This window comes from Halomonas sp. CnH100-B (assembly GCF_024124605.1).
In the GTDB taxonomy this organism is placed as follows: Bacteria; Pseudomonadota; Gammaproteobacteria; order Pseudomonadales; family Halomonadaceae; genus Vreelandella.
In genome coordinates, this window is record NZ_JAMXRX010000003.1 from 64,234 (window position 1) to 78,964 (window position 14,731).

Sequence of the window (14,731 nt, forward strand, 5' to 3'; positions counted from 1 at the left end):
AAGAACAAGGACGAACCTATGTGCACTCACCCGTCTGCACGGCCTCAGAATGAGGCGTCTTACCAATGATCGGTCACATTCTAGCCACGCTGCTGCCGGTATTTTTGATTGCCGGCAGCGGTGCCGCCTATGGACGTTTCCGCACGCCCGATATACGCAGTCTGAACACCCTCAATATGGAGCTGTTCGTTCCTTTGCTGGTATTTGCGGTACTGGCCGACCGCCAAGCGCCGCTGGCGGAGTACGCGTGGCTCGCCAGCGCGGCCGCGCTGGTGGTGCTGGGGTCAGGGGTCGTGCTATGGCCCGTGGTGAAGTGGCTGGGGTTGGACAAAAAGGTCTTCTTGCCACCGATGATGTTCAATAACTCCGGCAACATGGGGGTGCCGCTGCTGGTGCTGGCCTTTGGGCCGGAAGCGCTGCCAGCGGCGGTGGTGGTCTTCATCGTGGAGATGCTGCTGCACTTTTCGGTGGGGCTTTACATGCTCGACCCGCGCACGTCGCTGTGGAGAATGTTGAAGATGCCTATCGTCGCGGCCAGTGTGGCGGGGCTTTTGGTCAATGTTGGGGGCGTGCCGCTGCCGGGCTGGCTGCTGGAAGCCATGCATATGCTGGGGGGCGTGTGTATTCCGCTCATGCTGTTTGCCCTGGGCGTGCGCCTGCTAGAGATCGACTTTAGTGATTGGCGGACGGGCTTGTTGGGAGCCGTGCTTTGCCCACTCTCCGGGCTCATCGTGGCGCTCCCGCTCATGTGGCTGATACCGCTGACGCCGCTGCAGACGGCCACGCTGCTCGTGTTTGCCGCACTGCCGCCAGCCGTATTGAATTACTTGGTGGCGGAGCAGTACCAGCTGGCACCGCACAAGGTGGCGTCGCTGGTGTTGATTGGCAACTTAGGGAGCCTGATCGTCATGCCGCTTACGTTGGCCGCGGCATTTGCCTGGATCCAGCCGCCCCCGTAGCGGCAGCTGGCGGTGTTGGGGGCCTAACGACACACTAGTGGCGAGATGAGCGGCGAGGCTCCTCTTTAACTTCGTAGCTCCCTTCGAGCGCATCCTGCTGCCCGGTGGGCCGTTCACTTGCATAGCCGCCGCCAATGTCTTGCGCCTGATCGGCGCGCATCTGCTCCATGCGTTTTTTCATCTTGTGGCGAACAAACGGCATCATCGCCCAGCCAACGAGTAGGAAAAATAGGCCAAGTACGACGCCAACGATCATCAGCGCGCCAAACGCAAGCCACGTCAGCAGCAGTTTGAGACTGCCCATGAGACCGTTGGGCTGTGTCTGAGCGGCGCGGGCGCGCCACTGGTGGGCAGCCTGCCAAGCGGCATTACGTTGTTCGCGATTCATCTGTGGCATGAAAGCCTCCATCGTTCGTTTGCTTCCTTTGGAACCTCGCACCACGAGCAAGTTCACTGTTGCTTCGGTCTTCTATTCAAAGGGCCGTCATAAGAATCAATTAGGGTTGACTAATTTGCTGACTTAATGACTTAACATGCGATCGTTAGCATTGAATGTTAAGGTTTAAACGAGTGCACTAACATTATGCGTCATGTTGTTATGAGCTAATGTTTTATGAGCTGCTATCGATGAGCGTTAATAAGCGATGACTTTTATGAACGTATGTTGTTCATTAGCCAGGGTGGTGCTATGACAAACCATGGAGGTAAGTCGGTGTTTATCGCATCGGCTGTGATTATTTTCGGTTTAGTGGTGGTGGGGGCCTCTTTTCCAGAAGCGTTTGGTAACGCAGCGGAGTCGGCGCTGACATCCATCACCGAACTGTTTGGCTGGTTTTATCTTTTTTCAGTGTTTGGCTTTGTCGTTTTTCTGATTGGCCTGGCACTGAGTAAATACGGCAAAGTGCGCCTGGGCCCACAGGACAGTACGCCGAGCTACGGGTTTTTCTCCTGGATCAGCATGCTGCTGGCGGCAGGTTTTGGGGTCGGCTTGGTGTTTTACGGCATGGCGGAACCCATGACGCACTACCTCAATCCGCCTTACGGAGATGTGCCCGGCGAGAGCGAAGCGGCTGCGCGCTACGCCATCCAGTACAGCTACTTCAACTGGGGGATTCACCAGTGGGCAGCGTTCTCTGTCGTCGGGCTGATCATTGCGTACTTTCAGTTCCGTAAAGGGCAGGCGGGTCTGGTGTCGTCAGTGTTGTCGTCGGTCACGGCCAAGCATCCTCGTATTCGTCCTTATGCATCTTGGTTGGATGTCTTTGCCGTGGTGGCCACCGTCATGGGAGTGGCGACGTCGCTGGGGCTTGGCGTCTTACAAATGAACGGCGGTCTCAACGCGGTCTTTGGCCTGCCGGAGAACGGGTTTTGGCAGTTCGTCATTCTCTTCGTGATGTTTTGTGCGTACATGGCGTCGACCTGGTCAGGACTCGATAAAGGCATTAAACGGCTCTCTAACCTGAACATGGCGCTGTGTATTGGCCTGATGCTTTACGTACTGTTCACTGGCCCGACCATTGCCATTCTCGAGACCATCACGCTCGGGATCGGTGACTATCTTCAGAACTTCATTGGCATGAGCCTGCGAATTTCGCCCTACAGCGACAATCAGTGGGCCAGTAGCTGGACCATCTTCTATTGGGCATGGGTCATCGCTTGGTCGCCTTTCGTTGGCACCTTCGTTGCGCGGGTTTCCCGTGGCCGTACCATCAAAGAGTACGTCTTCGGGGTGCTGTTCGTGCCGCCGCTCTTGGCGTGCCTGTGGATCGGCGTATTTGGCGGTGCCGCGCTCAACCTGGAAATGAGCGGTGCCGATGTCGGCTTGGCGGCCGCGACCGAGGCCAACATCACCGTTGCCCTGTTCGAGATGTTCGATCTCATGCCGTTCTCTGGGGTGCTGTCCGTCGTGGCCATGCTGCTGATTTTCATCTTCTTGGTGACGTCAGCCGACTCCGCTTCGTATATTGTGGCGCAGATGACCGACAACGGCTCCATCAATCCGCCGCTCTACAAGCGGGTAGTGTGGGGGGTACTTATTGCGGCGATCTGTCTGACGCTCATCGTGGCTGGGGGGCTGTCTGGATTGCAGTCGGCCGCCGTGCTCTCAGCGCTACCGTTTACCTTCATTCTGTATATGATGGTCATCGTGCTGGTGCGCGAACTGCGCGCAGACCGCAAAGCCATGCTGACCCAGCTCTACCGTCGCCACGGTGAAACCCCGGTAGGGGCAGATGCGTTCGAAGCCGAGCAGCTTGGTGAAGAGGAGCGGCTGCGCCGTGCGCCCAGCGTGGTCAACCGGCGCATCAATAGTTAAACAACGGCTTCAATAGAGGAAGCACCCATGGAAACAGCGTGCTAATGGCTCGACAGGGACGTCACGGGGCAACGCGAAGGCAGCCCAAAGGGGTTGCCTTTGACCGCTGGCTAGATCGCATCGTCACCGTCGCGGTGGTCACTGCCATGGTGGTAGGGGTCTCAGCGGTGATTGCCCACTGGCTGTTGTGACGACGTGCCCATGGAGAGCAAAAAAACGCCCGGCTACGCCGGGCGTTCGTGTATCTCGACACGGTTACGCCCGCGCCGTTTGGCCAGATAGAGCTGCTGGTCGGCAAGACCGAGTAGGTCGTCGGTGCTGAGCGGCTGCTCGGGCGTCATGGTGGCCACGCCCATGCTGGCCGTCAGGTGGGAGTGGGTGCTGGAGTAGGCGTGAGGAATGGCAAGAGAGAGAACCGCCTGGCGCAGACAGTTGGCGACGCACTTTGCCTCGCCGCTGGCTTTGCCAGGCAGCACACAAATGAACTCTTCACCGCCGTAGCGTGCCAGCAGGTCGCGGCTGGGGTCGATGCATTGGTTCAGCGCCGTTGCCACCGCCCGCAACGTATCGTCGCCCATGGCGTGGCCGTAGTGGTCGTTAAACTCTTTGAAATTGTCGATATCGATGAAGATCACCGAGAGCGGCCGTTTGGCGCGATGCGCCCACTGCCACTGCTGAGCAATGAACATATCGAAGTGGCGACGGTTGGCCACCCCCGTCAATCCGTCGTACTGGGAGAGCTGGTGAAGATGGTCGCGCTGCTCCAGCCCTGACTGAAAGGCATTGAGTAGGTGGTCCAAGCTCTCGACCAAATGGCCCAACTCGTCGTCATGGTGGCCTTTTAGCGTGGGTTTGGGCCACTGGCCTGGGCGCGCCGGGTCGGTTTGGGTGATGGCGGCATGTACCTTCAACAGCGGGCGCGTGATGAAAATATGAAATAGCGCAATGACCAAGCTGCTCAGTAAAAAGGCTTCCAGCACGCTCCTACCGACGACGGTGTACCCCCGCGCTAAAAATTCCTGGGTGAGGTAGGTGGCATCCAGGGTCAACGAGATATGGCCGACCGCCGCTTCGGGCATGTCGCTGCCCATGTAGTAGCGCAGCGGCATCTCATGGTCGACGATATCGCCAAACAGCCGCTGGCCGAGCCAGCTGGTGGTCGTGGGTTGAGAGGGGTAGAACTCCGCCAGCGCCCGGCCAAAATCGTCGCGAATCGCCACCTGAGCGATGTCGCTATTGCTGAACAAGCCAAAGGCGATTTGATGCGCTAAATCGGGATTGAGCTGAAAGGCTGCCTCGGCCGCCGCGCCATTGACGATGGCCAGTTGTTGCAGGGTGCGCTTTTGCACGTCTTCGCGCATGCTGCTGGCGTGCCCAAGCAGCTCGATGCTTCCAGATACCAAACTGATCATTATAGCGATCATCAGCGTCAGCAGTGCCTGCTTGAGCGTCAAGCGACCGCTGGCGAGAGAGGGCTTGGCGACACTCAAGGCAGAGGCTCCATACGGGGGGTGGGGGGGGTGTCTAAGTGGCGCTGCAGTTGCTCGATCACGCTGCGCTCGACGCTAGGGTGGCAGGCGAGGTAGAGCGGCGCGTAATAGAAGGTGAACAAGTGTTCGATGGCGATGTTTGCTTCTTCTGCCAGCTGTTCAGCGGTGGCCCGCCCGGTGACGATGACATCCACGAGCCCGGCGCCCAGCCGAGCCATGTTCTCCCGTTCGGTGGGCGCGCGCAGCACGTCGACCCCTTGGCTGGCGACGTAATCACCAACGGCATCTTCGCGAAAGCTGCCGACGCGCCACTCGTGTAAGTGGGTAAGCGCGGCTAGGTCCAGTTGACGCTCCACCAAGCCGAAAGCCGACCACTCGTTGATCACCAGCGGCCCTACCCAATGAAATAGCGGTTCCCGGGCGGGAGTGCGGGTGGTGGAGTAGACGCAGTGATACTCCCTCAACCTTGCTTCGGTGTAGGCGCGTGCCCAGGGTAGCAGGCGAAAGCGAGCCTCGATCCCGGCGCTCTCCAACGCATGGCGTAGCTGCCGGGTGGCGGTGCCATCGACCTCGCCTTGGGCATTTTGAAAATTAAACGGCGGGTACTCTTCGGTATTGATCGTGAGAAACGGGAGTTGCGCGCGGCTGGCGTGGCTCATGCCCATCAGCAGCGCGCCAAACGCAATGACCAGCCAGTAGGGCTTGGCGGGAAAGATCGATCGATTAACCATCGCTACCTGCCTGTGTGGCCAGCGAGAGCGACGTGACGCGCTCGAAGGCCTGCTGCAACTGGGCAACGAGACGCGGGTCCGTCTCAGGGTTCAGCGCAAAGTATAGGTAAGATTCGCTCAGCGTGTAGAGCGGCACCACGATCTCTGCAGGATAGCCGGCTTGTTCGGCAATCCACTGGGCGACATCGGTACTGTACGCCCACAAATCGACGCGCTCATGAAGCAACATATGCAGCGCGCTGCGATTATCCATGGCCGGTCGCACCAGCGCGTCTGGGTAGCCCGCTTCGATCAGTGCCTGGGCACCAATGTCTTCGCGAATGACCGCCACGCTCAGCCCCTGTTCGACGGCATCGTCCACCGAGGTCACGCGAATGTTCGCTCCCTGGCGTGCAAGCAGTACCACATGGTCCTGGGCAATGGGGCCTACCCAGTGAAAGCGCGACTCTCGGCTCGGCGTACGAGTGGTGGAAAACAGCACCGTATTTGGCCGCTGCAAGGCGAGTTCGTAGCCGCGTACCCAGGGGTAATAGCGTATCTCCCTCTTATCCAGGGAGGTGCCCATTTGGGCCAGCATGGCCTGAAGTAGCTCGACGGAGGTGCCCGCGATGCGGTCACCGTCTAAATAGTTGTAAGGCGGGTACTCTTCGGTGATAAACGTCAGAGATGACAGCGATGCCGTTGAGTCGTCAGCCAAAACACGGTCGGCAAACAGAGTGGCGGTGACCCCAGCACACCCTAACAGCAGCGAAAGGGTGGCGAGTAAACGCTTTTTTATAACGTTGCCATGCGCCATCTAACTGCGTCCCTGTTATTAAATGAATCTAGCAAAGTTAGAGTAACTTTGTGTGTCTGTCACCTCTAATCTGTTAACGACCTGGATAGCGGTGCGATACTGCTAACTGATACTCTTATGACTCTTTTTAAGAGAGCGCTGATATGCCGTCCGCACCCGCCATGCCTAATGCCACTGCCTATGCTACCCGGCGCGAAATTTTCGGCTGGGCCATGTTTGACTTTGCTAATCAGGCCTACACGCTGCTCATTATTACCGTGGTGTTTGGCGAACTATTTACCACGGTCATCGTGGGGGATCGTAATGATGGTTATCGACTCGCCAACTTTTTGTGGAGTCTTGCCCTCGCCATCAGTTATTTGATGGTGGTGATCAGTGCGCCACTATGCGGCGCTATCATGGATTACCGTGCTGAAAAGAAACGCTTTCTGCTATTTAGCTATATGGCAACGGTGGCGACGACGGCGATGCTCTATTTTGTCGAGCCGGGTTACGTGGTGTTGGGGCTCTTGTTGATCGTGCTCTCCAACTACGCTTACTCCATGGGGGAGTCGTTTATCGCAGCCTTCTTACCCGAACTGGGGCCGCCGGATGCGCTAGGCAAAATTTCAGGCTTTGGCTGGGCGTTGGGTTATATCGGTGGTTTGGTGGCGGCTGGGTTTACCCTCGTCGTGCTGGGTGAGGCCACGGCCGAGAACTACGAGCGCATTCGCTGGGTGGGGCCGTTTGCGGCGGGCTTCTTCTTGGTGGCCGCCATTCCCACGTTCTTATGGCTTAAAGAGCGCGGCGTGCCCAAACCCCACGGTGTCTCCTATCGTCACATTGCCCAGCAGCGGTTATGGGGCACGTTCCAAGAGCTTCGTTACTTCAAAGATTTAAGTATCTTTTTAGTCTCTCTGCTGTTCTCCATGGCGGGGGTCTACATCATTATCGCCTTTGCCTTTATTTATGGCGCGCAAGTGATCGGGTGGGATGAGAGCGTGCGCAACATCATGTTCATCATCGTACAAATCACGGCAGCGGCTGGGGCCATCGGGTTTGGCTTTCTGCAGGATAAACTCGGGGCCAAGCACACCTACCAAATGACCCTGGCTCTGTGGGTGGCCGCGATCGTGGCCATTTGGGCGACTCCCGCATTGACCGCATGGCTCAATCAGCAGTGGGGGTGGCAGTGGCAAGCACAGCACGTGTTCTTGATCGTAGGCTGTTTGGCCGGGTTGAGTTTGGGGTCCAGCCAGTCGGCGAGCCGTGCGCTGGTGGGGGTCTTCTCGCCGTTGGAAAAGTCGGCGGAATTTTTCGGTTTCTGGGGGCTGGCGAACAAACTCGCCGGGGTGCTGGGGATCGTCATGCTCGGCGTATTGCAAACGCTGATCGGCCTGCAAGCGTCTATTCTTTTATGTGTGGGGCTGTTCATAACGGCCATGCTGATTTGCGTAGGCGTCAACGAGCGCCGTGGCCGTGAGGCAGCGGTGGCCTGGAAAAGCGCCTGATGCGTCGAGGTGAGCGATGGTGACACACCGTCCACAGCGCGGCGGCATCGTGATGATGCTGCTATTTTGGGTACTGCTCATGGCAGTGGGCACTTGGTGGATTCAAGGCGGCCTGGAGCAGATGTGGCAGCCGAATGTGCACCTGATGAACACCGCCCCGGATAACGCCCCGGTGACGCTCAAGCGAAACCGAGCGGGGCATTTTGAAGCACCAGGTCGCATCAACGGAGAGCCCGTCACGTTTTTGCTGGATACCGGGGCCACCTACGTGGCGGTGCCTGCCGAGCTGGCCAAGCGTCTGGGCTTGGCGCCTGGACGGCGCGCTTGGTTCAACACGGCCAATGGTCGCGTGGAGGGCAACCTGACCCAGCTAGACGAAGTGGCGTTGGGTGGCATACGCATGCGCAATGTGCAGGGTTCCATCAGCCCCGGTATGGAGCGCGACACGGTCCTATTGGGCATGAGCTTTTTGAATCAGTTAGCCATCGAAATACGCGGGGGAGAGATGGTGCTCAAGCTGCCAGAACCTTAGTGTCCGTTTGTGTTTAGCCCACGCATGTGCTTAGCTGAAGGCTCATGGACGTTAACACGCAAGGAGAGACACATGGGTATCGAAGTCGGCGGTTTATTAGGTTTGATCTGGCTCGTCATTGTCGTATGGGCCATCGTAAAAGTCGCCAAGAGTTCGGCCAGTGGGCTGGCCAAACTGCTTTGGATTATCGCGCTGCTGGTATTTCCCCTCGTTGGGCTGATTGCTTGGTTCTTGTTTGGCCCGAAAGGGTAGCGAACGTTATGGCAGTATGCGTATAAAAAAGGCAGGCCCTAGTGGCCTGCCTTTTTTCTATATAGACCGCGGTGAACAGCGGCTAATCATCCATTGCGCCATTGGCATCGCTAGGCGGTGCCTTGTAGTGCCCGGGGATCTTTAGCTTCTCTCCGTTGGGCAGGTCACGTACTTGCGTGGGTACATAGACACGTTTAATGACACTTTTGGCTTTGCCATCTCCCATGGGGATCTCCTCCTGCCAGATTGTCGACAGTTTGCCACTTCACATTAGCGCCTGATGTTTGAAGAATCAAGCTGGCGCAGGGCGCCCAGCAAGGTAAGCCCGGCGAACGTTGATCAAGGGGCAGGCGTTAGCGAGGTTTTAAGGTATCCTGGGAGCTATCACAACCTGCTTTTGCAACGGGTGAGCGGGTGATAATACAAACTGCCTAAGCGGAGTGAAGAAAAAGGATGGTAGATCACTTGGAACAGCAATTTCAAGCACTTGGGGCACAGGATTCGGTCACCCCCGACTACCCCGACCAGGACCACGTGCTGATCATCGAAGACGATCAGCGCTTGGCGGAGCTCACCCGCGACTACCTGGAGGCGAATGGCTTTCAAGTCACTTTGGAAGCGGATGGGGCCAAGGGGGTCGATCGCATTTTAACGCTGCAGCCCGATCTGGTGATCTTGGATCTCATGTTGCCGGGGGAAGATGGCTTGGCGATTTGCCGCCGTGTGCGACCCAATTTTGCGGGGCCTATCATGATGCTGACCGCCCGCACGGACGATCTCGATCAAGTGCTGGGGCTGGAAATGGGGGCAGACGACTACGTGCCCAAGCCCGTACAGCCGCGCGTGCTGTTGGCGCGTATGCGCGCGCTGCTGCGGCGTGCCGATGGCCCCGCCCCTGATGGTGAGATGCGCCTGAAGTTCGAAAACCTGGAAATCGACAACGCCACCCGTGAAGCGTGGCTCTCCGGCGACCGTATCGATCTCACCAGCGCCGAGTTCGATCTGCTGTGGCTGTTGGCGCGTAACGCAGGGCGCGTGCTGACCCGCGAGGAGATCTTCAGCGACCTGCGTGGCATCAAGTACGACGGTCAGGACCGCTCCATCGACGTGCGCGTTTCGCGTATACGACCCAAGATCGGCGACGATCCCAATCAGCCGCACCGCATCAAAACCGTGCGCAGTAAAGGTTATCTGTTCGTCAAGGACAGCTAAGAGAGGTTGTCGCATGCGGCGAGTGCTTGGTCACGGCACGTTTTTGCGCTTCTACCTGCTGCTGGGGTTGGCGCTCTGCGTGGTGTTTTTCATCGCGTTGGGCGGGCGCTCCTTCATCGAGCAGGTGCGCCGTGAAGATTACCGGGAGCAGCTCGCCGCGCTGCCCATGTCCTTGATGACCCAACAGCTTGCCGACGTACCCATGGAGGAGCGTGAAGTCCTGCTTGGGGAGTTTTCGGAGCAGTTGGGCATGCAACTGGCGCTACGTAGTCTCAGTGAGGCACCGCTTGGCTATTTCGAGCGAGCGCGCATCGAGCGGGGAACGGTGTTGGTGTCAGAAGAGCCGTGGCAACTGCGCCAGCGCCTGCCGACGTCCAGCAGCGGTGAGCAGTGGATGCTGGAGGCCACGTTTGGGTCTTGGAGCGAGCGTCAGTGGCAGGGCAGCATGGTGCTGTTGGGCGAATGGCTGGCCGAGATGCCCGCCGAGGAGCGGCTCACGGCGCTCACACGGCTGCGCCCTGGCAGCTGGCCGCTGAGTCTGCTCAATGCGTTGCCCGACGACCTGACCACCGAACAGCAGTTTCAACTCACCCTGGGCGGGGTGATTACCCGCCTTGTGTCGGACAAACTCTCCATTACCTTACTGTATCAGTTACCGAACGACGCCGACGACGCGGAGCAGTGGCTTCAAGCAGGCCCGATTTCCCGAGGAGACACGCTGCCACTGAACTTGCACTTGCCGCTGCTGGTGGCGTTGATGGTCGTGCTTAGCCTGATTGTTTACCTGATCATGCGCAGCATCGAATCGCGCATGGCGCGTTTGGAGCTAGCCGCCACGCGCATCGCCAGCGGGCGCTTGGAAACCCGTGTCAAAGTGGAGAGTGGGGACTTTCTAGGCCGCTTGGGAATGGCCTTCAACGGCATGGCGAACCAGGTGCAGAGCCTGTTACGTGGTCAGCAGGAGATGATTCGCGCGGTGTCTCACGAATTGCGCACCCCGGTGGCACGTATTCGCTTTGCCGTGCAGATGGTCGAAGACATGACTGACCAGCCCGCCATTCAGCGCCAGCTACAGGGCATCGATGCCGATATCGCCGAGCTGGATGAGCTGGTGGACGAAATTTTGACTTACGCCCGCTTGGGTGGTGAGACAGTCAACGGTGCCGAGCTCGAAATGGCCCTGGTCGACTGTCGGGCCATGGCCGAGCGAGTGATCGACACGCTGGCGCCGCTACACAGCGGCCAGCAGCTGACCCTCGTGCCGGGGCCTGATATCGAGCTGCTGGCCGAACCTCGCTATCTACAGCGCGCGCTACAGAACCTGGTGGGCAATGCGTGCCGCTATGGCAAATCTCAGGTGGTGATTCGCCTGTGGGATGAGCCGCACCTGGTACGTATCGATGTGGAGGACGACGGGCCGGGGATTCCTTTCGAAGCGCGGGCCGATATCTTCAAACCCTTTGCGCGGCTGGATGATAGCCGTGCCCGCAGCTCCGGCGGCTATGGTCTGGGCCTTTCGATCGTACAGAAAATCATGGCTGGCCACGGCGGTAGCGTCACCGTGGACAGCAGCCCTGCCTTGGGCGGCGCGCGCTTTACGCTGCTGATTCCTCGTCGCGACTCGCCGGTTTAATCCCCGAAAGCACTGCGAAAGAGGTCTCTTTCGCAGTGCGCAAAAAGTCCTGCATCCATGGCGCGTCTGCGCTCTCTTCCCTTATGGCCGCATAGAGCGTGCTCCAAATGCCCTGGTCGCCGAGCTTCACGGCGCTGACATAGTCGCGCTCCAAATACTCGGTGAGCGCCCAGTTGGGGAGCGCACACACACCGCGGCCACTGGCGACCAGCTGCATCATCATGATGGTGAGTTCTGCCGTACGGATCTCTTTGGGGCGCACGTTGGCCGGGGCCAGAAATTGCGTGAACACGTCTAGCCGCGACTGCTCCACCGGGTAAGTAATGAGCGTTTCATCGGCCAGGGCGTCCGGGGTGATATAGGGCTGCCCTGCGAAGCGGTGCTGGCGGGCAACGGCAAGCAGGCCCTCGTAGCGAAACAGCGGCACGTAATGCACCCCTTCCAGCGGTTGCGGGTCGGCGGTAATGACCAGATCCAACTGCTCTCGGGAAAGCGCAGGCAGCGGGTCGAAGTGGTGCCCGCTGGGAATATCGATCTCTACTTCCGGCCAGTGGTCGCGAAAGTAATCCACCGTGGGCATGAGCCACTGAAAGCAGCTATGGCACTCGATGGCCATGTGGAGCCGCCCCTGCTCGGTGCCCGCCAATCGAGCCAGGTCCCGCTCGGCTTTACGGACTTCCGGCAGGATCTCATCGGCCAGCGCCAGCAGCCGTAACCCTGCCCGCGTGAACTCCACTGGCCGGGTTTTGCGCACGAAGAGCGCGCTATCCACACGGCTTTCCAGATCTTTCAATTGGTGCGAAAGAGCCGACTGCGTCAAATGCACCCGCTCAGCGGCTTCCACGAGCGAGCCGGTTTCGCGCAGGGCCAGCAGGGTGCGCAGATGGCGTAATTCAATCATTGTGAGTATTTTTCATGTTTGGTATTAAAATCTTTAGTTTGATTCACGTTGATGCGGCGCTCAAACTGTGTGAAATCATTCACGTTGGAAGGATTCATCATGACAGTTTCTCATATTCTCGGCTATCCTCGCATCGGCGCACAGCGCGAACTGAAAAAAGTCACGGAAGCCTACTGGAAGGGCGACGTCAGCCGTGACGAGCTGGAAGCCGCCGGTCAAGCGCTGCGACTGGCCCACTGGCAAACCCAGCAGGCTGCGGGCTTGGACATGGTCAGCGTGGGTGATTTCGCTTTTTACGATCAGGTGCTGAACGTTTCCGTGATGCTGGGAGCGGTACCCAAGCGCTTTAACGCCCAAGACGAGGTCAATGCAGGCCGTGTCGATCTGGACACCGCCTTTCGCATGGCCCGTGGCCGCGCGCCGAGCGGTACCCCGGCGGCCGCCTGCGAGATGACTAAATATTTTGATACCAATTACCACTACCTCGTGCCGGAGCTTCATCAAGGAAAGACGTTTACCTTAGCCTCCACGCGGCTGTTTGACGAGGTAGATGAAGCGCTTAAAGCGGGCTTTACGCCCAAAGTGACGTTGACCGGGCCGCTGACGTGGCTTTGGCTGGGTAAGACCAAGGGCAGTGATTTTAACCGTCTCGAATTGCTCGATAGCGTGTTGGATGTGTATAGCGAGGCGCTGTCTCGCCTGGCGACTCAGGGCATTGAGTGGGTGCAGCTAGACGAGCCTGCGCTGGTACAGGATTTGCCACTGGCATGGCAGCAGGCCTACGAGCGTGCTTACCATCGCCTGCAGTCCGCTCCGCTGAAGCTGCTGGTCGCTACCTACTTCGGCGCGCTGGGCGACAATCTTTCGCTCACCACGCGGCTACCGGTAGAGGGCCTGCACATCGATGCCGTGCGTGCCCCCGAACAGGTGGAGAGCGTGATCGATCGGTTAAGCCCGCATCAGGTGCTCTCGGTAGGTTTAGTGGATGGCCGAAATATCTGGCGGGCCGATTTGGCGGCACTTCGTGAGCGCTTACTGCCGCTGAGAGTGCGACTGGGACAGCGGCTGTGGCTCGCGCCTAGCTGCTCGCTGCTTCACGTGCCGGTCGATCTGCGTCCAGAGACCGAGCTGGACGCCGAGCTGGTGACTTGGCTGGCCTTTGCTCGCCAGAAGCTGGATGAAGTGGTCACGCTGGCGCGACTGATTGATAACCGCGCCACGCCGGAAGACGAGCAGCGTTTGAGCGAAGCAACCCGCGCCTTGGACGCGCGCCGGGAATCGACGCGTATCCACCAACCCGCTGTGAGCGAGCGTTTGGCCGCCGTCACGTCACAAGACAGCCAGCGTCAGTCGCCCTATGCACAGCGTGTGCAGGCCCAGCGCAGGCTGCTGGCACTGCCGCTGTTTCCCACCACCACGATTGGCTCGTTCCCGCAGACGGATGCCATTCGTGCCGCTCGTCGGGCGTTCAAAGCGGGGGAACTCAGTCAGACGGACTACGAAGCGCGGATGCGCGAAGAGATCGCCTATGCGGTGGAACGCCAGGAAGCGCTTGGCTTGGACGTACCGGTGCACGGCGAAGCCGAACGGAACGACATGGTGGAGTACTTTGGCGAGCAGCTCGACGGTTTTGCGTTTACCCGCTTGGGCTGGGTGCAGAGCTACGGCTCCCGCTGTGTGAAGCCACCGATCATCTTTGGCGACGTGACGCGCCCTGCACCGATGACCGTGCGCTGGAGCGAGTACGCTCAATCGCTGACCGAAAAGCCGATGAAAGGCATGCTCACCGGGCCGGTGACGATCTTGCAGTGGTCGTTCGTGCGTGACGACCAGCCCCGCGCCACCACCTGCCGTCAGATCGCCCTGGCGCTGCGCGACGAAGTGTGTGACCTGGAAAAAGCGGGTATCCATGTCATTCAAATCGATGAGCCCGCGCTGCGGGAAGGGCTGCCGTTGCGCCAGAGCGAGTGGCAGCGCTATTTGGATTGGGCCGTCGAGAGCTTCCAACTGAGTGCCGCAGGGGTAGCCGACAGCACCCAGATTCATACCCATATGTGCTATTCGGAGTTCAACGACATCATTGGCGCCATTGCCGCGCTGGATGCCGATGTGATCACCATCGAGACGTCGCGTTCGGATATGCAGCTGTTGGATGCGTTTCAGGACTTCGCTTACCCCAACGAGATCGGGCCGGGTGTCTACGATATCCACACCCCGAATATTCCCGAGGTGGAGTGGATGGTGGCACTGATGGAGAAAGCGCTGGAGAAAATCCCGGCCGAACGTCTATGGGTCAACCCGGACTGCGGATTGAAAACCCGTGGCTGGGCCGAGGTAGAGCCAGCCCTCGCGAATATGGTGGAGGCCGCTGAGCAGCTGCGCCAGCGTTACGCTTAAGCCAAGCGTGTTACTCGGCTTTTA

At 59.0% G+C, this 14,731-nt stretch carries 15 protein-coding genes; 9 read left to right on the forward strand and 6 right to left on the reverse strand.

Annotation, left to right across the window (positions count from 1 at the left end; genetic code table 11):
- Positions 1–65 precede the first annotated feature (65 nt).
- On the forward strand, positions 66–959 hold the full coding sequence (locus NH398_RS07035) for an AEC family transporter (protein ID WP_159343179.1): 894 nt from the start codon (positions 66–68) through the stop codon (positions 957–959).
- Positions 960–993: 34 nt separating this feature from the next.
- Here NH398_RS07035 and NH398_RS07040 read toward each other — a convergent pair whose 3' ends face one another.
- The gene (locus NH398_RS07040; RefSeq protein WP_253017468.1) at positions 994–1,356 is read right to left on the reverse strand and encodes a hypothetical protein; all 363 of its coding nucleotides are present in this window, start codon (positions 1,354–1,356) and stop codon (positions 994–996) included.
- A 291-nt stretch (positions 1,357–1,647) separates the two neighbouring features.
- Here NH398_RS07040 and NH398_RS07045 point away from each other — a divergent pair, with 291 nt between their 5' ends.
- Positions 1,648–3,273, forward strand: coding sequence for a BCCT family transporter (locus NH398_RS07045; protein WP_159343177.1), 1,626 nt, complete (start codon positions 1,648–1,650; stop codon positions 3,271–3,273).
- 44 nt (positions 3,274–3,317) lie between these two features.
- Entirely contained in the window at positions 3,318–3,464 is a 147-nt protein-coding gene (locus tag NH398_RS07050; protein ID WP_253017469.1) for a hypothetical protein, read from the forward strand.
- 33 nt (positions 3,465–3,497) lie between these two features.
- Here NH398_RS07050 and NH398_RS07055 read toward each other — a convergent pair whose 3' ends face one another.
- From NH398_RS07055 to NH398_RS07065, 3 genes are read right to left on the reverse strand one after another with little or no spacing between them, the layout of a single operon-like run.
- The gene (locus tag NH398_RS07055) at positions 3,498–4,763 is read right to left on the reverse strand and encodes a diguanylate cyclase (protein WP_253017474.1); all 1,266 of its coding nucleotides are present in this window, start codon (positions 4,761–4,763) and stop codon (positions 3,498–3,500) included.
- The gene (locus NH398_RS07060; protein WP_159343176.1) at positions 4,760–5,494 is read right to left on the reverse strand and encodes a transporter substrate-binding domain-containing protein; all 735 of its coding nucleotides are present in this window, start codon (positions 5,492–5,494) and stop codon (positions 4,760–4,762) included. Before NH398_RS07060 ends, NH398_RS07055 begins: the two co-directional genes overlap by 4 nt.
- A complete protein-coding gene (locus NH398_RS07065) occupies positions 5,487–6,290 on the reverse strand; it encodes a transporter substrate-binding domain-containing protein (protein WP_253017476.1) in 804 nt (267 codons plus the stop codon). Before NH398_RS07065 ends, NH398_RS07060 begins: the two co-directional genes overlap by 8 nt.
- A 143-nt stretch (positions 6,291–6,433) precedes the next feature.
- Here NH398_RS07065 and NH398_RS07070 point away from each other — a divergent pair, with 143 nt between their 5' ends.
- From NH398_RS07070 to NH398_RS07080, 3 genes are all read left to right on the forward strand, one after another.
- The gene (locus NH398_RS07070; protein ID WP_253017478.1) at positions 6,434–7,780 is read left to right on the forward strand and encodes an MFS transporter; all 1,347 of its coding nucleotides are present in this window, start codon (positions 6,434–6,436) and stop codon (positions 7,778–7,780) included.
- Between the two features lie 16 nt (positions 7,781–7,796).
- A complete protein-coding gene (locus NH398_RS07075) occupies positions 7,797–8,312 on the forward strand; it encodes a TIGR02281 family clan AA aspartic protease (protein WP_159343174.1) in 516 nt (171 codons plus the stop codon).
- 72 nt (positions 8,313–8,384) lie between these two features.
- Positions 8,385–8,564, forward strand: coding sequence for a PLDc N-terminal domain-containing protein (locus NH398_RS07080; protein ID WP_253017480.1), 180 nt, complete (start codon positions 8,385–8,387; stop codon positions 8,562–8,564).
- Positions 8,565–8,646: 82 nt separating this feature from the next.
- Here the strand turns inward: NH398_RS07080 and NH398_RS07085 are convergent, their stop codons facing one another.
- Positions 8,647–8,790: a hypothetical protein gene (locus tag NH398_RS07085; RefSeq protein WP_167520884.1), complete on the reverse strand. Its 144-nt coding sequence runs from the start codon at positions 8,788–8,790 to the stop codon at positions 8,647–8,649.
- 227 nt (positions 8,791–9,017) lie between these two features.
- On the opposite strand from NH398_RS07085, the gene NH398_RS07090 reads away from it, so the two are divergent.
- Positions 9,018–9,776: a winged helix-turn-helix domain-containing protein gene (locus NH398_RS07090; RefSeq protein WP_159343173.1), complete on the forward strand. Its 759-nt coding sequence runs from the start codon at positions 9,018–9,020 to the stop codon at positions 9,774–9,776.
- Between the two features lie 13 nt (positions 9,777–9,789).
- Positions 9,790–11,409 carry an ATP-binding protein gene (locus NH398_RS07095; RefSeq protein ID WP_253017482.1) on the forward strand — a complete coding sequence of 540 codons (1,620 nt, stop codon included), beginning with the start codon at positions 9,790–9,792 and terminating at the stop codon, positions 11,407–11,409.
- Here the strand turns inward: NH398_RS07095 and NH398_RS07100 are convergent.
- Positions 11,372–12,310, reverse strand: coding sequence for a LysR family transcriptional regulator (locus NH398_RS07100; RefSeq protein ID WP_159343171.1), 939 nt, complete (start codon positions 12,308–12,310; stop codon positions 11,372–11,374). The genes NH398_RS07095 and NH398_RS07100 overlap by 38 nt on opposite strands.
- Positions 12,311–12,409: 99 nt before the next feature.
- Between NH398_RS07100 and metE the strand changes: the two genes are divergently transcribed.
- Positions 12,410–14,707 (forward strand): 5-methyltetrahydropteroyltriglutamate--homocysteine S-methyltransferase, encoded by a 2,298-nt coding sequence (gene metE, locus NH398_RS07105; RefSeq protein WP_253017484.1) that lies wholly within the window; start codon positions 12,410–12,412, stop codon positions 14,705–14,707.
- Positions 14,708–14,731 lie beyond the last annotated feature (24 nt).

Coding starts and splice junctions, on each gene's coding strand:
- NH398_RS07040 (WP_253017468.1), bottom strand. CDS start 1,356: ATGCCACAGATGAATCGCGAACAACGTAATGCCGCTTGGCAGGCTGCC.
- NH398_RS07090 (WP_159343173.1), top strand. CDS start 9,018: ATGGTAGATCACTTGGAACAGCAATTTCAAGCACTTGGGGCACAGGAT.
- metE (WP_253017484.1), top strand. CDS start 12,410: ATGACAGTTTCTCATATTCTCGGCTATCCTCGCATCGGCGCACAGCGC.
- NH398_RS07075 (WP_159343174.1), top strand. CDS start 7,797: ATGGTGACACACCGTCCACAGCGCGGCGGCATCGTGATGATGCTGCTA.
- NH398_RS07100 (WP_159343171.1), bottom strand. CDS start 12,310: ATGATTGAATTACGCCATCTGCGCACCCTGCTGGCCCTGCGCGAAACC.
- NH398_RS07095 (WP_253017482.1), top strand. CDS start 9,790: ATGCGGCGAGTGCTTGGTCACGGCACGTTTTTGCGCTTCTACCTGCTG.
- NH398_RS07085 (WP_167520884.1), bottom strand. CDS start 8,790: ATGGGAGATGGCAAAGCCAAAAGTGTCATTAAACGTGTCTATGTACCC.
- NH398_RS07065 (WP_253017476.1), bottom strand. CDS start 6,290: ATGGCGCATGGCAACGTTATAAAAAAGCGTTTACTCGCCACCCTTTCG.
- NH398_RS07080 (WP_253017480.1), top strand. CDS start 8,385: ATGGGTATCGAAGTCGGCGGTTTATTAGGTTTGATCTGGCTCGTCATT.
- NH398_RS07035 (WP_159343179.1), top strand. CDS start 66: ATGATCGGTCACATTCTAGCCACGCTGCTGCCGGTATTTTTGATTGCC.
- NH398_RS07045 (WP_159343177.1), top strand. CDS start 1,648: ATGACAAACCATGGAGGTAAGTCGGTGTTTATCGCATCGGCTGTGATT.
- NH398_RS07070 (WP_253017478.1), top strand. CDS start 6,434: ATGCCGTCCGCACCCGCCATGCCTAATGCCACTGCCTATGCTACCCGG.
- NH398_RS07050 (WP_253017469.1), top strand. CDS start 3,318: ATGGCTCGACAGGGACGTCACGGGGCAACGCGAAGGCAGCCCAAAGGG.
- NH398_RS07060 (WP_159343176.1), bottom strand. CDS start 5,494: ATGGTTAATCGATCGATCTTTCCCGCCAAGCCCTACTGGCTGGTCATT.